The organism is Anaerococcus prevotii DSM 20548, assembly GCF_000024105.1.
Taxonomy (GTDB): domain Bacteria; phylum Bacillota; class Clostridia; order Tissierellales; family Peptoniphilaceae; genus Anaerococcus; species Anaerococcus prevotii.
On sequence record NC_013171.1, the window covers coordinates 977,978 to 1,000,267 of the forward strand.

Consider the following 22,290-nt stretch of genomic DNA (forward strand, 5'->3'; position numbering starts at 1 on the left):
TTGATTAAAGAAGTATAGTTTATATAATTAGAAAGGAAGGGCTATGGCTAATTGGTATATATATAATAAGAAAGAAAACTATATTAATAATTTAAAAAATAAAGATATAACTAAGTTAGAAGCCCTTATCTTGGCCAATAGAGATATTGTAGATCCATTTGTCGTTGATATGTTTATTAATCCAAGCTTGGATAAACTCCATGACCCCTTTATGTTAAAAGATGTGGATAAGGCTATAGATTTAATAATTGAAACAATACAAAATAATGGAGAGATTCGAATCTTTGGAGACTATGACCAAGACGGCATCGCCTCTGTAATGACTCTCCTTGATGGCTTATTATTTTACTATGATAATATAAGTTATGATATACCCCATAGGGTAGAAGATGGTTATGGCATTTCAAATAATATGAGCGAGAAGGCTATAGCTGATAAGGTAAGTTTGGTAATAACTTGTGATAATGGAATCACTGGTTTTGACCAAGTAAAGAAACTAAAAGAGAATAATATTAATGTAATTGTTACTGACCACCATCAGATAGAAAAGGAAGATAATGATGGTTGGGTCAACCAAATTTTGCCTGATGCTGATTGTGTAATTAATCCACATAGGCTCGATAGCAGCTATCCCTTCAAGGACTTGTGTGGAGCAGGAGTTGCCTTTAAGCTAATGCAAGCATTGTATATGAAACTTGAAGGAGATTTTGAATATCTTTTTTCTCTCCTCGAATATGTTGCTATGGGAACGGTTTGCGATATTGTTTCGTTAACTGATGAAAATAGAATATTTGTTATAGAGGGATTAAAAAGACTAAATGCAACAGAAAAATATGCTATTAAAGCCCTACTTGAAGAAGCAGGATGGAGGAAGGAAATTAACGAGTACACTTTAGGATTTATCCTAGGACCTTTGATGAATGCAACAGGTAGACTAAGCACCGCAAAACTGGCTATAGAGCTCTTGATGGAAGAAGACATCGATAAGATACATGAGTATGCAAATGAACTTGTAAATCTAAATAACAAAAGAAAGTCCCTAACTGAAGAGGGAATTAATAAGTGTATAAAGATTGCAGAAGATAAGTCTTATGATAAAGATGATGTTATTGTTATTTATGAGCCTTCTATTGATGAAAGCATATGTGGGATAGTTGCAGGCAGGATAAAGGAAAAATATTATAGGCCTACTATAATCCTTACTAATTCTTCAAAAGAAGGAGTTCTTAAAGGATCTGGCAGGTCTATAGAGACTTATAATATGCACGATGCAATTGTTCCTTTCGATCATAAATTGGAATCATTCGGAGGCCACCCTATGGCGTGCGGCTTATCAATTAAGGTTGATATTTTGGATGAGTTTAGAATTTTTTTGAATAAGAACTCAAATCTTAGCAAAAAGGATTTGGAGGAAGTCATTAATATCGACACTCAAATCAAACTATCAAATCTCTCTTTAGAGTTTGCAGAAAGTCTTGAAAGCCTAAGCCCCTTTGGGAAGGATAATCCGAGACCTATTTTTGCTAATAAGGGTGTAGATATAGCCGACATTGCAATGATAGGAAAAGATAAAAAGACCATGAGGATGAAATTATTCCAAAACGGAAACTATTATAATGCTATCAAGTTCAATGCTCTTGATGATTATGAGTATTTATCTTTAAAGTTTGATGGGAAAATTAAGGGTAACAAAATTGATATAGTTTATTATCCTGATGTAAATGAGTTCAGAGGTAATAGGACTTTACAAATAAAATTGATTGATATAAGGTGATGATATGGCAACTGATTTTAATAAAGAATATGAATTATTTGAGGATGATATAAAGAAAAATAATCCGAATGCTGATGTAAATCTAATCAAAAAAGCCTACGATTTTGGTGAATTTCACCACAGAGGTCAAAAGAGAAATTCTGGTGAAGATTATTTTATTCATCCAATAGCTGTTGCTAGGAAGTTATCTGATATGAAGCTTGATGATGAGACAATTTGTGCTGGACTAATGCATGATGTCTTAGAGGATACTCCAGTAACAAGGGAAGAAATGGCTGAAGAATTTGGCGAAGAGATAACCTTTCTCGTTGATGGTGTAACAAAACTAAAGAATTTGAATTATACCTCACGAGAAGAAAAACAAGCCGATAATATCAGAAAAATGGTCATGGCCATGTCAAATGATGTTAGAGTTGTGCTGATAAAACTATCAGATAGGCTCCACAACATGAGGACACTTGAGTATATGACTAGAAAAAAACAAATTCAAATAGCCGATGAGACTTTAGAAATATATGTCCCACTTGCCCATAGACTAGGAATATACTCGCTTAAGTGGGAGCTTGAGGATTTATGTTTTAGATACCAAGAACCTGAAAAATACTATGAACTCGCTGAGATGGTAAATGTTAAAAGACGAGAGAGAGAAGCCTATATTAATGAAATAATTAATACCTTGACTAACTCTCTTAAAGGAACTAGCATAAATTTCGAGATTTCTGGTAGACCTAAATCTTTATATTCTATAAACAAGAAGATGGAAAGAAATGGTATAGCCTTTGATGAGATCTACGACTTGACTGCCATTAGGGTAATTGTAGATACAATTGCAGAATGTTATGCCGTTTTAGGTAAGGTCCACTCCCTATGGAGGCCAATTCCAAATAGGATTAAAGATTACGTTGGCCAGCCTAAACCAAACGGTTATAGATCACTTCATACAACAGTTTTTGGCGAAGATTCTAAGCCATTTGAAGTTCAAATCAGAACAAGACAGATGCACAAGGAATGTGAGTATGGAGTTGCTGCCCACTGGAGATATAAGGAAAATAACAACACCAAATCTGACTTTGATGATGCCATGAGTTTTCTAAGAAGAATTGTTGAATGGCAACAAGAAGGTGGGAAAGACGTAAATAACAAAGAATTTATGGATACATTGAAAAATGATTTCTTCTCAAGAGAAATTTACGTCTATTCACCAAGAGGTGAGGTATATTCTCTACCTATGGATGCTTGTTCTATAGACTTTGCTTATAAAATCCATACAGAAGTTGGAAATAGTTGTGTGGGAGCTAAGGTTAATGGAAGGATGGTTCCTCTAACACATAAGCTTAAAACTGGGGATTTAGTAGAAATTATAACTAGCAAAAATTCCCATGGTCCATCTAGAGACTGGCTTAACATTGTAAAAAGTAACCAAGCTAAAAACAAGATAAAGCAATTCTTCAAGAGAAATGACAAAGAAGAAAATATAGAAATTGGTAAAAATTCTGTAATCAAGGAAATCAAAAAATATAGGCAAGGCTACAAATCTCTTTTAAGAGAAGAATGGCTTGAGAAAATTGCAAGTGATTTGGGCTATCCTGGAGAAGATGAAATGTATGCATCCGTTGGTTATGGAAAGACAAATGTAGAACAAATCACACAAAAACTTATCAAATTTGAAGTTGATGAGAAAAAGGAAGAAGAAGCTAAAAAGCCAATTGATTATAGCAAGGGAGAAATAAAAAATACTGGATCTGGAGAAATTAGAGTAAGCGATTTAGACGAAAATGTCGAAGTCAAACTTGCAAAATGTTGTACACCAGTCCCTGGAGATCCAATTATAGGTTTTATAACAAAGGGAAACGGGATATCTGTTCATGTAAAAACTTGTCCAAATATTATAAACTTGAAATCTCCTGAAAGGCTTATAGATGTCTATTGGCAAAACACAAAGGAAGATAAATTCCCTGTTAAAATTCAGCTTTTAACTTCAAATTCTCCTTCTATACTCTTTGAGATAACCAAGCTTATGTCAACAGTAAACGTTAATATATTGGCTATAAATGCAAGAACTGATAAGGACGAAGGAACAATAGACTTACTGATTGAAGTAAATAATATGGACCAATTATCAGATGTAATTACTAAGTTAAAATCTATTAAAACTGTGGAGAATGTATATAGGATAAAGAATTAATGAGAGCAATAATACAAAAAGTAAGTAAAGCAAGTGTTGTAGTAGAAAACGAAAAGGTATCCGAGATTGGACCAGGATTTATGGTTCTTCTTGGGGTCAAAGATACGGATGATAAAGATGATTTAGCTTATATAAAAAAGAAAATTTCAAATTTAAGAATATTTGAGGACGATGATGAAAAAATGAACCTATCACTCAAGGATGTAGGAGGAGAAATCCTCATGGTTTCTCAGTTTACACTTTATGGTGATGCGAGAAAAGGTAACAGACCATCATTTACTCAGTCAGCTAAAGCAGATAAGGCTAAAGAATATTATGAAATACTAATAGACGAGCTCAAGGAAGAAGGTTTTAATGTAAAAACTGGGATCTTCCAAACTCATATGCAAGTAATCCTAGTAAATGATGGCCCTGTAACAATAATTTTAGATAGCGAAAGGATACTTTAGTGCAGGTTAAAAGATTTATTGAAGGACCAGTAATGACCAATATGTATGTAGTAAGCGATGAGAATAAAGAAGGTTTTATCGTTGATTGTGCCTATCCTAGTAGGGCTGTGGAGGAATATATAAGTAAAAATAATATTAAAATTAAATTCATCATACAAACCCACACCCATTTTGATCACGTCTTAGGTCTAGAGCATTTTAAAAATCTTTACAAGGTTAAGGCATATGCTTCGGAAGATTCATTAAGCATTGCCAACGATAAAGACTACAATCTAGCGTATTCATATGATGTCAAGGTCGATATCGATGAATATTTAACAGATGGCGAAGTCTTTAGCGAGTATAATATAATAGCTATAAAGACTCCAGGTCATACGATTGATTCGATGTCTTTTAAAATCGAAGATATGATATTTTCTGGAGATACTTTATTTAAGCTATCAATAGGAAGGACCGACTTTCCGGGTGGAAGTTATCCTCAAATAATTGATTCAATAAAAAATAAATTAGGTGGATTTGATAAGGATACAATAGTCTATCCAGGTCATGGAGATGAAACTTATATAGGCTATGAACTTAATAACAATCCATTTTTAGCATAGGAGGTAGTATGGAATTTAAAAGAACAAATATGTGTGGTGACCTAAGAATCGAAAATGTTGGAGATTCTGTAGTTTTGATGGGCTGGGTTGCAAAGAAAAGGAACTTAGGATCCCTAGTTTTTATTGACCTAAGAGATAAAACAGGGATCACTCAAATTGTAGTAAGAGAAGACGATAAGGACAATTATGAAAAGGCGAGATCTATAACTCAAGAATACGTCATAGAAGTTAAAGGAAGGGTAAACGAAAGAGAATCTAAAAATCCTGATATAGCTACAGGCGATATCGAGATAATAGCAGATAAAATAAATATTTTAGATAAGGCTAAGACACCTCCTATATATATAAAAGACGATGATGATGTTAGTGAAAATTTAAGATTAAAATACAGATACTTAGATTTGAGAAAACCATCTGTTCAAAGAAATTTAAAGTTAAGAAGTGATATAGTTAGGACAATGAGGGAGTATATGTATAATAACGACTTTACTGAAGTAGAAACTCCATTCCTAACTAAGCCAACCCCAGAAGGAGCAAGGGACTATCTTGTACCTTCAAGAATAAATGAAGGAAAGTTCTACGCTCTTCCTCAATCGCCACAACTTCTAAAGCAGATCCTAATGATTGGTTCTTTGGATAGATATTTCCAAGTTGTTAAATGCTTTAGGGACGAAGACTTAAGAGCTAACAGACAACCTGAGTTTACTCAACTTGACCTTGAGATGAGTTTTTCTGATCAAGATGACGTTATAGCGATGAACGAAGGCCTATTGAAGGAATTGTTTGACAAATACACTGACTATGACCTAAAACTTCCTATTGATAGGATGGATTATTCAGAAGCTATTACATCTTACGGATCTGATAAACCAGACTTAAGATACGGCTATAAGATTACAGATGTAAGCAGTGTGTTTGAAAACAGCGATTTTAAGGTTTTTGCTGATAATACAAGTGATGGCAGATCTGTAAGAGCAATTAACTTCAAGAATATTGCAGATAATTATTCAAGAAAACAATTAGATAAATTAACAGATTTTGTTAAAGATTACGGCTTAAAGGGCTTATCCTATATCAAATACTCAGAAGATATCCAATCATCAATAAAGAAATTCTTAACAGATGATGTAATTGCTGGGCTAAAAGATAAGCTTGAAATGGAAGATGGAGATTTAATTTTAATTGGAGCAGACAAGAACAAGACTGTTCTTGAAGCTATGGGAGCTCTTAGAAGAAAAGTAGCAAAAGATAATGATCTAATTGAAAAAGAATACGCTCTTTGCTGGGTTGTGAACTTCCCAATGTTCGAATATAGCGAAGAAGAAGATAGATACGTTTCCCAACACCATCCATTCACCATGCCAAATGAAGAGGATATAGACTTGCTATTAACTGAACCAGAAAAAGTAAGAACACAAGCTTACGACATAGTTATAAATGGAGATGAGATGGGAGGAGGATCTGTAAGAATTAACAATTCTGACCTCCAAGAAAAAGTATTTGAGGCGCTTAAGTTAAGTGATGAAGATATAAAGAACAAATTTGGATTCTTCATCGAAGCTCTTCAATATGGAACACCTCCACATGCAGGGCTTGCTTATGGTCTTGATAGGCTAGTAATGCTTTTCGCAAAAACAGATAACATAAAGGATATAATTGCTTTCCCTAAGACACAATCTGCTACATGTCCATTGACAGAGGCACCAAGCCTTGTTGATGAGAAAGCTTTAGAAGAACTCAATATAAAATTAAGGTAGGTTTTATGGATACAGTTAGAAAAGAAGGAATAGTGATCGATAATAACAAAGGCAATCTAAAAGTACAGATTTTTAGAAATGGGGCCTGTGGAGCATGTGCTGCCAAAGGCTCTTGTGCTGAGAAGAAAACTACAGAAATTGAACTTTTCTCATATGAAGATTTAAAAAGAGGCGATCATGTAATTATTGAAGGATCTTCAAGTGAAGTAAGCAAATTAACAGCTACTGTCTATATTGTCCCAGTAGTTATGATGTTGGTGGGAGCTCTTATTCCTAATATATTTCTAAAAAACACATCTATGGATATTAACCTATTGACTTTAATATCAGTAGCAATATTTTTCGCTATATCAATTATTTTTATGAAGAAACTAGATAAAAATGTAAAGAATAGAAATATGATGAGAGTGAGAAAGGCATAATGAATTATTCAGAAATAGAAAAGTTCGATTCAGAAGTTTATCATGCCTTGACAAAAGAGCTTGAAAGACAAGAAAGAAATATTGAACTCATAGCATCTGAAAATTATGTGTCAAAAGCAATATTAGAAGCTGATGGGAGTATCCTAACAAATAAGTACGCTGAAGGACTTCCGGGAAGAAGATATTACGGTGGATGTGAGAACATTGATATCATAGAGCAATTAGCTATAGATAGGGCTAAGGCCCTATTTGGAGCTGATCATGTTAATGTCCAAGCTCACTCAGGTTCAGATGCAAATTCTGCGGCTTATTTTGCCCTCTTAGAAGATGGGGATAAGGTACTTTCCATGAACTTAAATGAAGGTGGCCACCTATCACATGGTTCTAAGGTCAACCATTCGGGAAAAAGATATAACTTCTATCACTATGGTGTTGATCTAGATACTGGATGTATAGACTACGAGCAAGTTTTAGAGCTTGCCAGAGATATTAAGCCAAAACTTATAGTTTGTGGGGCAAGCGCTTATCCTAGAGAAATAGATTTTAAGAAGTTTAAAGAAATAGCTGACGAAGTCGGTGCCCTTCTTATGGCAGATATTGCTCATATTGCAGGCCTTGTCGTTTGTGGTGAGCACATGAGTCCTGTTGATTACTGTGATGTAGTTACAACTACCACCCACAAAACACTAAGGGGGCCTAGGTCAGGTATTATTCTTTGCAAGGAAAAATGGGCCAAAAAAATAGACAAGGCAGTATTTCCTGGTCTTCAAGGAGGGCCATTAGAACATATTATAGCAGCAAAGGCTATTGGATTTAAGCAAAATCTAGATGCGAGTTGGCTAACTTATGCCAGACAGATAAAGGCGAATGCTAAACAAATGGAAATATCCTTTAAGAATAATAACTTTGACTTAGTTTCTGGAGGAACCGATAACCATCTATTACTCATAGATTTAAGAAATATTGGAATAACTGGAAAAGAAGCTCAAAACTTACTTGATGAAGTCTATATTACAACTAACAAAAATACTATTCCTGGCGAAGAACTATCCCCAAATATAACAAGTGGATTAAGGATAGGAACTGCTGCAGTTACTACGAGGGGAATGAAGGAAAGTGAAATGGAAACTATAGTTAACTTGATTAAGAAGACTTTGAAGAAAGAAGATACTGTGGAAAATATTAGAAAGGAAGTTGTAAATCTTACTAATAGATTCCCGATATATGGAGAAAAAATATGAAAATGCCGATAGTAACTCTTGTGGGAAGGACGAACGTAGGAAAGAGTACCTTGTTCAACAGACTTGTAGGCAAGAGAAAATCAATAACTGAAGACATTTCTGGAGTTACAAGGGATAGGATTGTAGATAAGGTTGAGTGGCAAAACAAGGAGTTTTTGCTAGTAGATACCGGAGGTCTTGATATATCTAACAAAGAAGTAATGAATACTGAGATCAAAGCCCAAGTAGAAAAGGCCCTAATAGAGACAAATCTTATTCTTTTTGTTGTGGATGGCAAGGAGGGAGTCAATCCTTACGATGTCGACATAGCAAACGAAATTAGAAAGTATAATAAACCAGTTATTATAGTTGCAAATAAGCTAGACTCATTCAAAATTCCTGATGATATATATGACTTTTACCAATTTGGTTTTGATGATATGTCAATGATATCTGCTGAGCAAAGCAAGGGCTTGGGAGATTTATTAGATAAGATAGTTTCTTTCATCGACTTTTCTTCATTTGATCAGATAGAAGATGAAACAAGAATTGCTATTATTGGAAAACCAAATGCAGGAAAATCATCTCTGGTCAATCTCCTATTAAACGAAGAGAGAATGATAGTTACAGATATTGCAGGTACAACAAGGGATGCCGTAGATAGCTACTGGCAATACAATGACCACAATTATGTTTTGATTGATACAGCAGGACTTAGGAGAAAATCCAAAGTTAAGGAAAATGTAGAATACTATGCTAATCAAAGGACCTTTGATGCTGTCGATAGTTCAGAGATATGCTTATTCCTCATTGATGCAAATGTTGGAGTTACCGAGCAAGATGCAAAAATTGCAGGATATGCTCACAATCAAAAAAAGGCCATAATAATAGCTGTCAATAAGTGGGATCTAGTAGATAAAGAAACAAATACAATGAGAAATTTGGAAAAGGATATTAGAGATACACTCTCTTTTGCTCCTTATGCTCCAATAGTCTTTATTTCAGTCCTAGAAAATAAAAGAATTGATAGATTATTAGACTTATTTGAAGTTGTATCTAATAATTACCATACAAGAATTAAAACTGGTGTGTTAAATAATATTTTACAAGATGCTATATTACTTAACCCACCACCACAAGATAAGGGTAAGAGGCTTAAGATATACTATATGTCACAGGTATCTACTGCACCTCCTAAGTTTATGCTTTCAATAAACGATAGGGACCTTGTTCACTTCTCATATACTAGATACCTAGAAAACCAAATCAGACAAAATTACAGCCTTGTAGGAGTGCCATTCAGTTTTGTTTTCAAACAAAAAGGTGAACAAAAATGATTGCACTGATTGTTATATTATCTTATATATTAGGATCAATACCTTTTGGTTTTATAATAGGAAAGGTAATTTTTAAGACTGATCTAAGAAAGCTCGGATCAGGTAATGTTGGAGCCACTAACGCCTTAAGAAATTTTGGTAGACTTGCTGGCTTTACAACCTTTCTTTTTGATTTTCTAAAAGGAAGCCTTGCTTGCTATTTAGGAGAAAAATTCGGGGGAGAACTAGGTCAAGCTTTAGCTATGTTTTTCGTAGTTATAGGACATATGTATAGCTTTATACTCAAGTTTAAGTCTGGAAAGGGAGTTGCTACATCTTTTGGTGCACTTCTTCAGATAGATTATAGATTTGCCCTAGTTCTTTTGACAATATTTATTGTATTGGTACTTATATTTAGGATTGTTTCTCTATCATCAATAATAACAGCAGTGATTGCAGCAATTCTTGCAGTTTTCACCTACAAGTTAAGCTATATTTCTCTAGCTATTATTTTGATAGCTAGCATGGTTGTTTACAAACACAAGGATAATATTAGAAGGTTAAAACTCGGAGAAGAGAAGAAAATATTTTAAGGAGTCTTATGGAAATATCGATAATAGGTTCAGGAAGCTGGGCTACTGCTATTGCAAATCTTCTAAGCGACAATTATGATATTCTCATGTATGCCAGGGATAATAATGTAGTTAATGCTATTAATACAAGGCATATCAATTCAAAATATTTTCCAGAAAAAATATTAAATGAAAATGTAAGAGCAACATCGGATATCAAAAACACTTTAGAAAACAAGTATATAATTAATGCAATTCCAACTCAAAGTATCAGAAATGTTTACGAAAATCTAGGCCCTTTCTTTGATGAGAGTAAGGTTATAATCAATTTATCTAAAGGACTTGAGCTTAAAACTCACTTTAGGATATCAGAAATATTGGAAGATGTATTAGGAGATATTAATTACGCTATTGTGAGCGGTCCATCCCATGCAGAAGAAGTAATAAAAGAGATGCCAACTACACTTGTTTGTGCATCAAATGATATAAATCTAGCCAAGGATATTCAAGATATTTTTAATAGAGATTACTTTAGGGTATATACATCTACAGATGTTATTGGAGTAGAGATAGGAGGAAGTATCAAGAATATACTTGCCTTTGGCATAGGAATGGCCGATGGCTTATCTTATGGAGATAACTCTAAGGCTGCTCTTATAACAAGGGGGATTCATGAAATGGAAAGATTTGCCACTAGCTTTGGCGCGAGTGAGAAGACTATAAACGGTCTTGCTGGAATTGGTGATCTTATTGTTACGGCTACTAGTAATCTTTCTCGAAACAATAGGGCTGGAAGACTTATCGGTGAAGGATATAGCATTGAAGAGAGCATAGCTAAGGTAAATATGGTCGTAGAAGGTATACCTACTACTCGAGCAGTCTATGAACTTTCTAAAGAAAAAAATATTGAAATGCCTATTACTTATGAAATCTATAAGGTTTTATTTGAAGGAAAGTCAGCTCATCAATCTGTTAAGGATTTGATGGGAAGAGACTTAAAAAATGAATATTAAATTCGAAATATTCTTCTTATTAAGATATAATGTAATAGAGAGATAAAAAATGCAAAGGAAGTAATTATGTTAGATAGGTTTAAAGAATTTATAGGTATTGATGACAAATACGATGATTACGATGAGGATCAGTTGTATTACGACGATCTAGAAGAAGAAACAAAAGAAGAGAGTAAAGATAAATCTGAGAAGAATGAAACATATAAATCATATTTTTCAGACTCAAGCTATAAGAGCGAAGAAAGTGATGAAAGTTTTAAGCCATCTTTTATAGATAGCTTCAAGGATAATTCTTCATTCAAGAGTTCTAAATCATCAAGAAGAGGAGACAATGTAGTAAAAATGAGTGATAAAAATTTTGCTGGATCAAGTTCAATGAGAATTTCGATTCAAGAACCATTAGATTATGAAACAGACGCACCAAAAGTTATTGATGATATCCTTAACAAGAAGGTAGTTGTCCTAAACTTAGAGATGGTTGAATCAGATACAAGAAGACAAATCTTTGACTTCGTAAGTGGTGCTGTATATGCCTTAAGCGGTACGGTTGAAAAAGTTACAAAAGGAATATTTGTTATTAGCCCAAACGGCATACAAATAGATCCGGCTGTTACTGATCAAATATCTGAAGGAAATTATAATCAATTATAGATCGATCTAATATATCGATCTTTCTTTTTATGAGTTTAGAATATAATTTGAACTTTGTTAAGGACAAAGCTAAGAAATCCAACATTAAGAAGGCTATATCTATATTGGAGAGAGGTTTTTACACCAAGCAAGAAGTCTCTAGTTTCTTTCTCGACCCCTTTGAGAGGAAAGTTATAAAAGATATAGCCAGAATTAATAATATAGATATAGTATTTGTTGGTGCTAATGATAAATGTGAAAGAAAAATCTTTGTAGCAAATTACTATTATCTCCCTATAGAAGAGAGTAATTATATAAAAGTTCTTAGTTTTGACAGTAGTGATATCAAGCATCCTGATGTATTAGGTGCCTTAATCCATATGGGAATTGATAGAAATAGTATTGGTGATATATCTATATTAGAAGATTCCGTAGAATTTGTTGTATTGGAAGAAGAAGCAGATTTTATTAAGTATAATTTAAGTAGGATAAAAAGAGAAGGCATAGACATTGAAATTAAAGAGGAATGTAAATTGAATAAAGCAATAGAAGACTATATTTTATCTACTAGCTTTATTTCTTCATTAAGACTAGATAATATAGTATCTAGCCTAGTAAATACTTCCAGGTCTAAGGCTAAGGATTTGATAAATAATAGGCTTGTGAAGGTTGATCATCAAACGATAACAGATCCGAGCTATAATGTAGATGAAGGAGCTATCTTATCGATTAGAAAAGAAGGAAGATTTATCTTTGATAGGATAAAAGGACTTAGCAAGAAGGGGAACTATCACATAGAATATAGGAAATTAATATGATATATTTAGTAATTATAATATTGGGTCTTGTAATTGATAGGCTCACAAAAATTTATGCAGTTAACAACTTAATGGGAAAAAATATTGATGGAAAGGTCTTTAATTTAACCTACCTTGAAAATAGAGGAGCGGCTTTTGGAATCTTACAAGATAAGAGATTGATATTTATTATACTTACAACTGCAATTGTTATATATTTGCTTTATTATTTTATTAAAAATATAAAGACAAGCCCTATGATCCTCAATTTATCGCTAGCGATGATTATATCTGGAGCTATAGGTAACTTCTATGATAGGCTTATCCAAGGATATGTAGTAGATTTTTTAGAGTTTTCTTTTGTACAATTTCCAGTATTTAATGTTGCAGATATTTTGGTAACAGCAGGATGCGCTCTAATGATTATTTATATTCTCTTACATGGAGATAAATAATGAGTGTACAAATTGGAAATGATTGGGATCAATTACTAAAAGAGGAGTGGGAGAAGCCTTACTACAAAAATCTCAGAAAGTTTTTGATTAATGAATATAAGCATTATAATATATATCCCGATATGTATGATCTTTTTAATGCGCTAAAATATGTAAGTTATGAGGATACGAAAGTCGTAATTCTAGGACAAGATCCCTATCACGGTAGGGGTCAAGCTCATGGATTTTCATTTTCTGTAAAAGAAGATGTGCCCATACCACCTTCCTTATTAAATATATATAAGGAGCTTAATAATGATTTAGGTCTTTTTATACCAGATAATGGAGATTTAACCAAGTGGGCTGAACAAGGAGTTTTGCTTTTAAACACAGTTCTTACTGTAAGAGAAAAATCTCCTAACTCCCATAAAGGAAAAGGCTGGGAGATACTTACTGATAGAATAATAGAGTTATTGAATAAACGTGAAAAGCCTATGGTATTTATTCTTTGGGGAGCAAATGCAAAATCAAAGGAAAGATTAATTACCAATAAAAATCATCTTATCTTAAAATCAGTACATCCTTCGCCTTTATCGGCTTATAGAGGATTTTTTGGATCAAAAGTTTTTTCTAAGACAAATGAGTTCTTAAAAGCAAATAATATGGAAGAAATTGACTGGCAAATCGAGAATCAGAGATGACTCTCGATTATTTTTTTTGCTAAAGTAAGAAGATTTTTGTGATTATATTTGAAATTTTCTCTTATTATTAGGAAATGTTCGTCAATACTGAGACTTGTCTCATTTTTGATCTCAAAATTATTTATACTTACATAGCCTTTAACATCCCTATTAAGAATTCCATATAAAACTTGTAAATTGATTATAATTGTTCTTCCTTTTATTATTAATTCATAATTTTCTCCATTAAAATAAGATTCTTTTAGAAGATTTTGAGACCTTAGAGAAATTCTTGCAACGTCGTTATTTATATCACAGTTTAATAAAGTTATAGGAGATAAATTAGAATCAATTGAAAGTTTATCTTCAAAGTATTTTTCTATATAGACAATCTTCTCGGTTGCAATAAGATCATTTTCATTATGCTTCATTATAGGATAAGGATTTGTACGCCTTTTCAAATCATTAGTTAATTTGCTGAAAGTTTTGTAACGTGAAGGGTCATTCCTATAGAAACCTGCAAGTTTCTCAATATCATTAAGCTTAAGTGATTCAAAATCAAAAAACTTGTTGTAGGGCCTTATTAGCTTAAGTAAGTCCAAATCTTGTGGTAGTAGAGGGAAGTCTTTGTGTTTTATAAGCCTATTATTTAAGAAAGGTATATCAAAGGTATCACCATTATAGGTGATTACTTTTTTATCTGATATTTTTCTCTTATAAATTTCAAGTAATCTTTGCTCCTCACTATCATCTTGGGCAAAATATTGGTAAATATAAGCCTTACCATCTATTTTTTCAATTATACCTAACAATACAAGGCTATCTATAGAAGAGTCAAGGCCCGTAGTTTCTATATCTAAAATAATTTCATCTTCTTTTAAATTTTTAGCTTCATATCTTTTCTTTAGTGTAATCATATTATTACTATACTATAATTTGTAATTAGACTTCGTTATAATATAATGAATAAGTTAAGGAGTAGTCTATGATATATTTAGATAATGCAGCAACTACAAAAATGTATAGGGAAGCCATCGATAAAATGGTTGAAGTAGAAGAAAATTGCTATGCAAATACTTCATCAATTCATTCATTTGGCATGGATTCTGAAAATTTAATAAAAAAAAGTAAAAACATAATGGCAAAGGCTATAAATGCGAAAGAAAGTGAAATATACTTCACTAAAGGAGCAAGCGAATCCAATAATATTGTCGTTTCATCTTTTGCATCTGCTGATAGCAAAGTCATTACAACAAGTATAGAGCACTCATCTATATATGATGCTGTTATAAATAATAACTACAAAGAAGTAGTATTTTTAAAAAATGACAAATATGGTTTTGTCGATTTAAAAGATTTGAAAGAAAAGTTAGATAAAGATGTCAAGCTTGTATCAATAATATACGTGAACAACGAAATAGGAACGATTCAAGATGTAAGGGAAATATCGAAAATCATAAAATCTTATAATCCAAATATTTGTATGCATATAGATGCTACCCAAGCTGTATGTAAAATTTCTTGTGATGTTGATAAACTTGGTGTAGACTTAATGAGTTTTAGTGCACATAAGTTTCATGGACCAAAGGGTGTTGGCATTCTTTATGTAAGAAATAATATTCTATCTAAGATCAAACCACTTATCTATGGGGGAAGGCAAGAAATTGTATCTTCAGGAACCGTAAATCATCCGGCTATTTGTGCTGCAGGAGTTGCCCTAGAAAAGCAGCTTATGAATAATGAGTACAAATATATTGAGGATCTTAACCTAGCTCTTAGAAAGGCGATTGAAGAAAGTATAGATGATTATTATATAATCTCACCTAAGGAGAACTCCTCTGCCTATGTTTTAGACGTTTGTTTTAAAAATATTAAATCTGAGGTTTTGGTTCATTATCTTGAAGACAATGGGATTTTTGTATCATCTGGATCTGCCTGTTCTAAGGGAGGAGATAATAGGATACTAAAAGCTTTGGGAATAGATAAAGATTATATAGATGGAGCTATTAGATTTTCTTTTTCAAACGATACAAGTATGGAAGATATTAATAAAACTGTTGAAGTTTTAAAAGAAGGAATTGAGATGATTAGGGAGGTGTTTTAATGGATTGGTTTCTAGCAGTAAGTTTCGGTGAGATATTTCTAAAAGGAAGAAATAGAAATACCTTTTATAAAACAGCCATAAACAATATAAAGAGAAATATCAGAGATATAGGCTATGATGATATGTTCCAAGAATCATCAAAATTATATATAAAAGCTGATAGAGACAAGTTTGATAGATTAATTAAAGAAATAAAAAAAGTATTTGGAATAGTTTATATATCTGAAGTTGTTAGATGTGAGAAAACAGTTGAAGATATAAGTAAGACTAGTATTAACTTAGTTAAATATTATAATTTCGATACGGATATGACCTTTAAGGTGGAATCCAAAAGAACTGACAAATCATTTGCTCTAACATCACCTAAGCTGAGTGCAAAAATAGGTGGAGATATCCTAGGAAAGTATAATGGCTTAAGTGTAGATATACATGAGCCTGACTTTACTGTATTTATCGATGTAAAATCAAAAGCCTATATCTACATAAAGAGGGTTGAAGGTCTCGGAGGACTTCCTCTTGGTTCTGGTGGAGAGGGACTTCTTTTATTATCTGGAGGAATAGACTCACCAGTAGCAGGATTTCTTATGGCAAAAAGAGGAATGAATATCAACGCTATACACTTTCACTCTTATCCATTTACATCAAAAAGAGCCCATCAAAAGGCAATGGATCTTGCAAAAATTCTATCAGCCTATACGGGCAAGATGACGGTTTACTCGGTAAATCTTGCTGAGATTTATAAGGCAATAAGCAAAAATTGTCCTAGAAGAGAAACGACAATACTGTCACGTAGATTTATGATGAGAATTGCAAATAAAATTTCTGAAAAATATTATTATCAGGCCCTGATAACAGGAGAAAGTCTCGGACAAGTTGCAAGCCAAACTATAGAGTCGGTTTCTGTTATCAACGATTCCAGTAAACTACCAATACTTAGACCTCTTATAGCTATGGATAAGAAAGATATCATAGAAATTTCTGAGAAAATAGATTCCTATGAAAAGGCAATCGAACCATATGACGATTGTTGTTCGATTTTTGCGCCAGACTCACCAGTCACAAAGCCAAAACTAAAATATATAGAAAAGTCAGAGGAAAACTTAGATATAGAGAAGTTAGAAAATCAAGCCATAGAGACTATGGAAATTATAGAAATTGCTTGACATATAAGCTAAAGATAGTATTATAATCAAGTAAACCGCTCAGTCCGGGTGCTGATCCCCAACACTGGCGAGAATTTTAGTAATAGGAGGTTTCCATGTACGCAATAATTAAAACAGGTGGAAAACAATACAAAGTATCAGAAGGTGACTTAGTAAGAGTTGAAAAACTCCCTTACGAAGTTGGTGACACCGTTGAATTTGACCAAGTACTTTTAGTTTCTGGAGATGAAGTTAAAGTTGGTTCTCCAGTAATCGAAAACGCAAAAGTAACAGCAACAGTTGAAGATCAAAATAAAGATAAGAAAATTGTTGTATTCAAATACAAACCTAAAAAACAATACAGAAAAAAACACGGTCACAGACAACCTTATACTTTAGTAAAAATTGATAGCATTAGCCTTTAATGATTAATGTTGATTTATTAATCAAAGAAGGAAGAACAGTAGGATATGAAATTCGAGGTCATGCTGATTTTGCTGAGCATGGCACAGACATAGTTTGTTCTGCAGTTACAATTTTAGCATATACCTGCATAAATACTTTAGATAAGTATGTGACAGATGTCGATTTTATAGATGATGGCGATATACTTAAGCTTAAAACTTGTGAAAACTCAAAGGAAGTTGATGTTGTATTTGACTATTTTGAAACTGGAATACAAACTTTGTTAGGTAACTATAGCGATTACGTAAAATTAAATTATAAGGAGACATGAAATGATATTAAACATAGATTTACAAAGATTGTCAAGCAAGAAGGGAGTTTCTTCATCTAAGAACGGTAGAGATTCCAATGCTAAAAGACTAGGTGTTAAAAGAAGCGATGGACAATTTGTTAACGCTGGAACAATCATAGTTAGACAAAGAGGAACAAAAATCCACCCAGGTAACAATGTTAAAAAGGGTGCTGATGATACTCTTTACGCTTCATGTGAAGGTGTTGTTAAATTCGAAAGAAAGGGCAGAGACAAAAAACAAGTTTCTGTTTACGCTGAAGCAGACATTGCTTAGAAAGTCAGAGCTTGCCAATTGGCAAGCCTTTTTTAATGAGAGGATTTAATTATGATAGATTATGCGAGAGTTAGTCTTAAGGCAGGAGACGGAGGAAATGGAGCTGTTGCTTGGAGACGAGAAAAGTACGAACCAAACGGCGGTCCTGCAGGTGGTGATGGAGGAAACGGTGGCTCTATAATTATAAAAGCTACAAGAAATCTTTCAACTCTTGATGAATTTAGATATAAAACTAAATATAAGGCTCAAAATGGTGAAGCTGGTGGTAAGAAGAAGAAATTCGGGAAAAAGGGTGATGATTTAATAATAAAAGTCCCTGTAGGAACCTTAGTTAGGGAAGCTAATAGCGAAGTTATAATAAAAGACCTAAACAAGGATGGGGAAGAGTATGTTATAGCCAAAGGTGGTAGAGGTGGTAGAGGAAATGTCCACTTCAAAAACTCAATACGCCAGGCACCACGCTTTGCAGAATTAGGTCGAAGCGGTCAAGAAATAGAAGTTATTTTCGAGCTTAAAATACTGGCGGATGTTGGTCTTGTTGGACTACCAAATGTAGGAAAATCAACCTTGATTTCTGTAATTAGTAAGGCTAGACCAAAGATTGCCAATTATCACTTTACTACTATAGATCCAAATCTTGGAGTTGTAAATATCGATAGTGAAAGATCATTTATTGTGGCTGATATTCCAGGTCTTATAGAAGGAGCAAGCGACGGTAGTGGATTAGGTCATGACTTCTTAAAACATGTCGAAAGATGTAGAGTTTTAGTTCACCTTGTAGATATTTCTGGAATAGAGGGTAGAAATCCTATAGAAGATTTCAAAATGATTAATGAAGAATTGAAATTATACAACGAAAAGCTAGCCCAAAAACCAATGATTATAGCCATGAATAAGTCAGATCTTGATTTTAATAAAAACTCGGATGAATTCATCAATGAGTTTTCTGATAAGTATGATATATACAAGATATCAGCAGCTACAACTGAAGGAATCAAGGAATTAGTAGATGCTATATCAGAGCTGTTGGCGAAAAGTGATATCAAAGAATTTGATCCTATGGAAGAAGTTGACACAGAATTCTTGGAAAAATATTACGACAGAGAAATTGAATACGACTTAAACTTTAGAAAAGAAAATGATATTTTTGTTGTCGATGGGAAAAGAGTTGATAAATTACTAGAAAAGGTCGATCTAGAGGATTACGATGGCAAGATGTACTTCGAGAAAACTTTGAGAGAGATGGAAGTTTTTGATAAATTAAAAGAAATGGGAATCCAAGAAGGTGACAGTGTTGCCTTTGGAGACTTGGTATTTGAATACTATGAATAGGAGAATATATGTTAACAGGTAAGCAAAGAGCAAAATTGAAACAAGAATCACATGATTTCAAACCAGTAATTAATATTGGAAAGTTTTCAGTTACTGACGAATTGATTAAGGCTATAGATGAAGCATTAGAAGCGCGTGAGCTTATTAAGATAAAAATTTTAAACAATAATATGGATGACCAAGAAGAAATTATTGATACTATTATTGAAAAGACTGGTTCTGAATTTATTTCTCACTTAGGTTCAATATTTACAATTTACAGAAAAAACAACGATAACAAATACGAGCTATAATGAGAATAGGACTATATGGGGGGACTTTTGACCCGATTCATGTAGGTCACTTGATAGTGATAGAAAATGCTATCAATTTCATGAAGCTTGATAGAGTAATAATTTTACCTAGTTCAAATCCTCCACACAAAAAGCACAAGAAGAAAACAGATACAAATATAAGGGTTGAGATGGTTAGTGAGGCCATAAAAGATAATGATAAAATTATTCTATCTACCTTCGAATCTACCGATGATAGTGTCAGATATACTCATGAGACGATAAGGTATTTCAAGGAAGCCTTCAAAGATGACGATATATTTTATATAATGGGAGAGGATTCCTTCTTAACTATAGATACATGGAAAAACTATGATTATATCTTAGATGAAAATATCATTGTATTTACAAGAAGTAATATAGATAAAGATAGTGAGTTAGTGGAAAAGGTTGAACTTATCAAAAAAGATAATCCTAACATCTTTTTAATTAATAACCTCAACATTAATATATCCTCAACTTTTATAAGAAATCTGGTAAAAAATAAGCTAAGTATTAAATATTTAGTTAGAGATAATGTTAGATATATTATAGAAAAAAGAGGCTTATATGTTTGATTATAAATTATATAAGGATAGATTGATTTCAGATATTGGTGAGAAAAGATATAAACATAGTCTTAGAGTTATGGAATGTGCAGAAAAATTAAGCCGAGGACAGAATGTAGATAAGGAGAAGGTGAAAACTGCTGCTTTCCTACATGACTGCGCAAAGTATAACGAAGAAAGATACATGAAAGAGCTTAATGTAGACAATTTTAAGGAAATTGACCCTGATTCATCAAAATCTGTAATTCATTCTTTTTTGGGAGCAGAAGTCGCTAAAAAAGTGTATAATATTAAAGATGAGGAGATATTAAAAGCTATCAAATATCATACTACCGGAAAGGAAAATATGAGTCTTTTAGAAAAAATTGTATTCTTAGCTGATGCAATAGAGGATAAAAGATCATATCCTGGAGTAGATGAAATTAGGAGTAAATCATTAATCGACCTAGATGCAGGAGTTTTGGAATGTTTAAACCACAACATAAAATACCTAATAGATACAGATGCTTTTATTGATCCTTTAACACTTAGGGCAAGAAATTATTTAATAAAGGAGAAAAATGGAAAAGCTTGAAACAATTTTAAAAACATTAAATGATAAATTAGCTGAAGATGTAAAAGTTATAGACTTAGACTCTTCATCTATTGCTGATAAATTTGTAATAGCAAGTGGTGGAAGTATCAATCAAACGAGAGCTTTAGCTGATTATATAGAAGATGATTTAGAAAAAGAAGGATATAGCATTTTATCCAAAGAAGGTCTAAGAGAAGGAGAATGGATACTCTTGGATGCTGGAGATATAATCGTACACATTTTCACACAAAAACAACGTGAATTTTATGATTTAGATAATCTATGGGAGAATTAAGCTCTCATAGATTTCTAGGAGTATTTTATGTCTGATGATAAAAAAGATAAAATCATTTACGGTTTAATAATAGCAGTTTTTATCTTGATAGCTAATTTCGCATATTCAAATAATATAGGTGGATTTTTTGACAAATCTGATAAAATTTCATTAGTTGATGAGGATAATTTAACTGATGAAGATAATATTATTGACTCTAAAAAAGATGAAACAATAAATGATACAACAAAAAAAGTTTATATATCAGGCGAGATAAACAAACCTGGAGTATATCAAATTAAAGATGGAGATAGACTTGAGGATTTGATTGAGGAAGCTGGTGGATTGACAGATAAGGCAAGTGAAAAAACACTTAATCTTGCTCAAAGATTAGATGATCAAATGAAAATTTACATACCTAATATCAATGAAGAGAACTCATTAGAAAATATTGATCCTAATCAGGCTGCAAATATAAGTGTTAGTAGCAAATCTGAACTTATTAATATTAATACCGCCAGTAAAGAAGAACTTATGACCTTACCTAACATAGGAGATAAGAGGGCGGAAGCTATAATCGAGTATAGAAGTGCAAATAAGTTTGAGAATATAGAAGATATTAAGAATGTTACTGGAATAGGCGATAAATTTTATGAAGCCTTAAAGGATTTGATTACAATATAGGTGAGAATATAATGAAACTATCGACAAGAGGCAGGTATGGACTAAGGGCTATGTGTTATCTAGCTAGTAATAAAGATAGAGGATATATCTCTGTATCAGAGATGAGTGATAAGCTAAACCTATCAGAGAATTATTTAGAACAGTTGATAAGGCTACTTAAAAATGATGGCTTAATCACATCCGCTAGAGGGCCTAAGGGAGGATATAAAATCACAAGAGATCTTGATGAGATTTCTGTAGGTGAAGTTTTAAGAGTTCTCGAGGGCAACATAACCATGAGCGACTGTGTGAGCGGAGATCACTTTTGTGATGATAAATGTGATGCGTATTTTGTCTTTGACAGAATAGATAAGGTAATAAATGAAGCAGTCGACTCTATTAGTTTAAAAAATATGATAAATCAGGAAGTTTGAGGTAA

Annotated in this window: 27 protein-coding genes; 26 read left to right on the forward strand and 1 reads right to left on the reverse strand. The window is 32.8% G+C overall.

Annotated elements, in window-relative coordinates:
- Positions 1-43 precede the first annotated feature (43 nt).
- The 14 genes from recJ to APRE_RS04715 all read left to right on the forward strand — a co-directional run bounded on the left by recJ (position 44) and on the right by APRE_RS04715 (position 13,872).
- Positions 44-1,774 carry a single-stranded-DNA-specific exonuclease RecJ gene (recJ, locus tag APRE_RS04650; protein WP_015777840.1) on the forward strand — a complete coding sequence of 577 codons (1,731 nt, stop codon included), beginning with the start codon at positions 44-46 and terminating at the stop codon, positions 1,772-1,774.
- 4 nt (positions 1,775-1,778) lie between these two features.
- The gene (locus APRE_RS04655; RefSeq protein WP_015777841.1) at positions 1,779-3,959 is read left to right on the forward strand and encodes a RelA/SpoT family protein; all 2,181 of its coding nucleotides are present in this window, start codon (positions 1,779-1,781) and stop codon (positions 3,957-3,959) included.
- Positions 3,959-4,408, forward strand: a complete 450-nt coding sequence (gene dtd, locus APRE_RS04660) for a D-aminoacyl-tRNA deacylase (protein ID WP_015777842.1) — start codon at positions 3,959-3,961, stop codon at positions 4,406-4,408. Before APRE_RS04655 ends, dtd begins: the two co-directional genes overlap by 1 nt.
- Positions 4,408-5,010: an MBL fold metallo-hydrolase gene (locus tag APRE_RS04665; protein ID WP_015777843.1), complete on the forward strand. Its 603-nt coding sequence runs from the start codon at positions 4,408-4,410 to the stop codon at positions 5,008-5,010. The genes dtd and APRE_RS04665 overlap by 1 nt, the downstream gene beginning before the upstream one ends.
- A gap of 8 nt (positions 5,011-5,018) precedes the next feature.
- Positions 5,019-6,767 carry an aspartate--tRNA ligase gene (aspS, locus tag APRE_RS04670; RefSeq protein ID WP_015777844.1) on the forward strand — a complete coding sequence of 583 codons (1,749 nt, stop codon included), beginning with the start codon at positions 5,019-5,021 and terminating at the stop codon, positions 6,765-6,767.
- Positions 6,768-6,772: 5 nt separating this feature from the next.
- Complete coding sequence (locus tag APRE_RS04675) at positions 6,773-7,189, forward strand: SoxR reducing system RseC family protein (RefSeq protein ID WP_015777845.1); 417 nt, start codon at positions 6,773-6,775, stop codon at positions 7,187-7,189.
- A complete protein-coding gene (locus tag APRE_RS04680; RefSeq protein ID WP_015777846.1) occupies positions 7,189-8,430 on the forward strand; it encodes a serine hydroxymethyltransferase in 1,242 nt (413 codons plus the stop codon). Before APRE_RS04675 ends, APRE_RS04680 begins: the two co-directional genes overlap by 1 nt.
- On the forward strand, positions 8,427-9,746 hold the full coding sequence (gene der, locus APRE_RS04685) for a ribosome biogenesis GTPase Der (protein WP_015777847.1): 1,320 nt from the start codon (positions 8,427-8,429) through the stop codon (positions 9,744-9,746). The genes APRE_RS04680 and der overlap by 4 nt, the downstream gene beginning before the upstream one ends.
- Complete coding sequence (gene plsY / locus APRE_RS04690) at positions 9,743-10,318, forward strand: glycerol-3-phosphate 1-O-acyltransferase PlsY (RefSeq protein WP_015777848.1); 576 nt, start codon at positions 9,743-9,745, stop codon at positions 10,316-10,318. Before der ends, plsY begins: the two co-directional genes overlap by 4 nt.
- Before the next feature lie 8 nt (positions 10,319-10,326).
- A complete protein-coding gene (locus tag APRE_RS04695) occupies positions 10,327-11,310 on the forward strand; it encodes an NAD(P)H-dependent glycerol-3-phosphate dehydrogenase (protein WP_015777849.1) in 984 nt (327 codons plus the stop codon).
- A gap of 66 nt (positions 11,311-11,376) precedes the next feature.
- On the forward strand, positions 11,377-11,961 hold the full coding sequence (locus APRE_RS04700) for a cell division protein SepF (RefSeq protein WP_015777850.1): 585 nt from the start codon (positions 11,377-11,379) through the stop codon (positions 11,959-11,961).
- Positions 11,962-11,990: 29 nt separating this feature from the next.
- The gene (locus APRE_RS04705) at positions 11,991-12,758 is read left to right on the forward strand and encodes a YlmH/Sll1252 family protein (protein ID WP_015777851.1); all 768 of its coding nucleotides are present in this window, start codon (positions 11,991-11,993) and stop codon (positions 12,756-12,758) included.
- Positions 12,755-13,192, forward strand: a complete 438-nt coding sequence (gene lspA, locus APRE_RS04710) for a signal peptidase II (RefSeq protein ID WP_015777852.1) — start codon at positions 12,755-12,757, stop codon at positions 13,190-13,192. Before APRE_RS04705 ends, lspA begins: the two co-directional genes overlap by 4 nt.
- Complete coding sequence (locus APRE_RS04715; RefSeq protein ID WP_015777853.1) at positions 13,192-13,872, forward strand: uracil-DNA glycosylase; 681 nt, start codon at positions 13,192-13,194, stop codon at positions 13,870-13,872. The genes lspA and APRE_RS04715 overlap by 1 nt, the downstream gene beginning before the upstream one ends.
- On the opposite strand, the gene APRE_RS04720 is transcribed toward APRE_RS04715, so the two are convergent.
- Complete coding sequence (locus APRE_RS04720) at positions 13,863-14,768, reverse strand: ribonuclease H-like domain-containing protein (protein WP_015777854.1); 906 nt, start codon at positions 14,766-14,768, stop codon at positions 13,863-13,865. The two genes, APRE_RS04715 and APRE_RS04720, sit on opposite strands and share 10 nt — an antisense overlap.
- Before the next feature lie 68 nt (positions 14,769-14,836).
- On the opposite strand from APRE_RS04720, the gene APRE_RS04725 reads away from it, so the two are divergent.
- From APRE_RS04725 to APRE_RS04780, 12 genes are all read left to right on the forward strand, one after another.
- On the forward strand, positions 14,837-15,955 hold the full coding sequence (locus tag APRE_RS04725; RefSeq protein ID WP_015777855.1) for a cysteine desulfurase family protein: 1,119 nt from the start codon (positions 14,837-14,839) through the stop codon (positions 15,953-15,955).
- Positions 15,955-17,118: a tRNA uracil 4-sulfurtransferase ThiI gene (gene thiI, locus APRE_RS04730; protein WP_015777856.1), complete on the forward strand. Its 1,164-nt coding sequence runs from the start codon at positions 15,955-15,957 to the stop codon at positions 17,116-17,118. The genes APRE_RS04725 and thiI overlap by 1 nt, the downstream gene beginning before the upstream one ends.
- Positions 17,119-17,213: 95 nt before the next feature.
- Complete coding sequence (gene rplU, locus APRE_RS04735) at positions 17,214-17,522, forward strand: 50S ribosomal protein L21 (protein ID WP_015777857.1); 309 nt, start codon at positions 17,214-17,216, stop codon at positions 17,520-17,522.
- A complete protein-coding gene (locus APRE_RS04740; RefSeq protein ID WP_015777858.1) occupies positions 17,522-17,833 on the forward strand; it encodes a ribosomal-processing cysteine protease Prp in 312 nt (103 codons plus the stop codon). Before rplU ends, APRE_RS04740 begins: the two co-directional genes overlap by 1 nt.
- A 1-nt stretch (position 17,834) precedes the next feature.
- Positions 17,835-18,128: a 50S ribosomal protein L27 gene (gene rpmA / locus APRE_RS04745; RefSeq protein WP_015777859.1), complete on the forward strand. Its 294-nt coding sequence runs from the start codon at positions 17,835-17,837 to the stop codon at positions 18,126-18,128.
- 51 nt (positions 18,129-18,179) lie between these two features.
- On the forward strand, positions 18,180-19,460 hold the full coding sequence (obgE, locus tag APRE_RS04750) for a GTPase ObgE (RefSeq protein ID WP_015777860.1): 1,281 nt from the start codon (positions 18,180-18,182) through the stop codon (positions 19,458-19,460).
- Positions 19,461-19,468: 8 nt separating this feature from the next.
- A complete protein-coding gene (gene yhbY / locus APRE_RS04755) occupies positions 19,469-19,753 on the forward strand; it encodes a ribosome assembly RNA-binding protein YhbY (protein ID WP_015777861.1) in 285 nt (94 codons plus the stop codon).
- Positions 19,753-20,349, forward strand: coding sequence for a nicotinate (nicotinamide) nucleotide adenylyltransferase (nadD, locus tag APRE_RS04760; RefSeq protein WP_015777862.1), 597 nt, complete (start codon positions 19,753-19,755; stop codon positions 20,347-20,349). Before yhbY ends, nadD begins: the two co-directional genes overlap by 1 nt.
- Positions 20,342-20,914 (forward strand): bis(5'-nucleosyl)-tetraphosphatase (symmetrical) YqeK, encoded by a 573-nt coding sequence (yqeK, locus tag APRE_RS04765; protein WP_015777863.1) that lies wholly within the window; start codon positions 20,342-20,344, stop codon positions 20,912-20,914. Before nadD ends, yqeK begins: the two co-directional genes overlap by 8 nt.
- Positions 20,901-21,209 (forward strand): ribosome silencing factor, encoded by a 309-nt coding sequence (gene rsfS, locus APRE_RS04770; protein ID WP_015777864.1) that lies wholly within the window; start codon positions 20,901-20,903, stop codon positions 21,207-21,209. The genes yqeK and rsfS overlap by 14 nt, the downstream gene beginning before the upstream one ends.
- Before the next feature lie 27 nt (positions 21,210-21,236).
- A complete protein-coding gene (locus APRE_RS04775; protein ID WP_015777865.1) occupies positions 21,237-21,872 on the forward strand; it encodes a helix-hairpin-helix domain-containing protein in 636 nt (211 codons plus the stop codon).
- Positions 21,873-21,883: 11 nt separating this feature from the next.
- Positions 21,884-22,285 (forward strand): RrF2 family transcriptional regulator, encoded by a 402-nt coding sequence (locus APRE_RS04780; RefSeq protein WP_015777866.1) that lies wholly within the window; start codon positions 21,884-21,886, stop codon positions 22,283-22,285.
- Positions 22,286-22,290 lie beyond the last annotated feature (5 nt).

Bases quoted from the DNA above. Each gene is read 5' to 3' on its own strand.
- recJ (WP_015777840.1), top strand. From the start codon at position 44: ATGGCTAATTGGTATATATATAATAAGAAAGAAAACTATATTAATAAT.
- APRE_RS04655 (WP_015777841.1), top strand. From the start codon at position 1,779: ATGGCAACTGATTTTAATAAAGAATATGAATTATTTGAGGATGATATA.
- dtd (WP_015777842.1), top strand. From the start codon at position 3,959: ATGAGAGCAATAATACAAAAAGTAAGTAAAGCAAGTGTTGTAGTAGAA.
- aspS (WP_015777844.1), top strand. From the start codon at position 5,019: ATGGAATTTAAAAGAACAAATATGTGTGGTGACCTAAGAATCGAAAAT.
- APRE_RS04675 (WP_015777845.1), top strand. From the start codon at position 6,773: ATGGATACAGTTAGAAAAGAAGGAATAGTGATCGATAATAACAAAGGC.
- APRE_RS04680 (WP_015777846.1), top strand. From the start codon at position 7,189: ATGAATTATTCAGAAATAGAAAAGTTCGATTCAGAAGTTTATCATGCC.
- der (WP_015777847.1), top strand. From the start codon at position 8,427: ATGAAAATGCCGATAGTAACTCTTGTGGGAAGGACGAACGTAGGAAAG.
- plsY (WP_015777848.1), top strand. From the start codon at position 9,743: ATGATTGCACTGATTGTTATATTATCTTATATATTAGGATCAATACCT.
- APRE_RS04695 (WP_015777849.1), top strand. From the start codon at position 10,327: ATGGAAATATCGATAATAGGTTCAGGAAGCTGGGCTACTGCTATTGCA.
- APRE_RS04700 (WP_015777850.1), top strand. From the start codon at position 11,377: ATGTTAGATAGGTTTAAAGAATTTATAGGTATTGATGACAAATACGAT.
- APRE_RS04705 (WP_015777851.1), top strand. From the start codon at position 11,991: ATGAGTTTAGAATATAATTTGAACTTTGTTAAGGACAAAGCTAAGAAA.
- lspA (WP_015777852.1), top strand. From the start codon at position 12,755: ATGATATATTTAGTAATTATAATATTGGGTCTTGTAATTGATAGGCTC.
- APRE_RS04715 (WP_015777853.1), top strand. From the start codon at position 13,192: ATGAGTGTACAAATTGGAAATGATTGGGATCAATTACTAAAAGAGGAG.
- APRE_RS04720 (WP_015777854.1), bottom strand. From the start codon at position 14,768: ATGATTACACTAAAGAAAAGATATGAAGCTAAAAATTTAAAAGAAGAT.
- APRE_RS04725 (WP_015777855.1), top strand. From the start codon at position 14,837: ATGATATATTTAGATAATGCAGCAACTACAAAAATGTATAGGGAAGCC.
- thiI (WP_015777856.1), top strand. From the start codon at position 15,955: ATGGATTGGTTTCTAGCAGTAAGTTTCGGTGAGATATTTCTAAAAGGA.
- rplU (WP_015777857.1), top strand. From the start codon at position 17,214: ATGTACGCAATAATTAAAACAGGTGGAAAACAATACAAAGTATCAGAA.
- APRE_RS04740 (WP_015777858.1), top strand. From the start codon at position 17,522: ATGATTAATGTTGATTTATTAATCAAAGAAGGAAGAACAGTAGGATAT.
- rpmA (WP_015777859.1), top strand. From the start codon at position 17,835: ATGATATTAAACATAGATTTACAAAGATTGTCAAGCAAGAAGGGAGTT.
- obgE (WP_015777860.1), top strand. From the start codon at position 18,180: ATGATAGATTATGCGAGAGTTAGTCTTAAGGCAGGAGACGGAGGAAAT.
- yhbY (WP_015777861.1), top strand. From the start codon at position 19,469: ATGTTAACAGGTAAGCAAAGAGCAAAATTGAAACAAGAATCACATGAT.
- nadD (WP_015777862.1), top strand. From the start codon at position 19,753: ATGAGAATAGGACTATATGGGGGGACTTTTGACCCGATTCATGTAGGT.
- yqeK (WP_015777863.1), top strand. From the start codon at position 20,342: ATGTTTGATTATAAATTATATAAGGATAGATTGATTTCAGATATTGGT.
- rsfS (WP_015777864.1), top strand. From the start codon at position 20,901: ATGGAAAAGCTTGAAACAATTTTAAAAACATTAAATGATAAATTAGCT.
- APRE_RS04775 (WP_015777865.1), top strand. From the start codon at position 21,237: ATGTCTGATGATAAAAAAGATAAAATCATTTACGGTTTAATAATAGCA.
- APRE_RS04780 (WP_015777866.1), top strand. From the start codon at position 21,884: ATGAAACTATCGACAAGAGGCAGGTATGGACTAAGGGCTATGTGTTAT.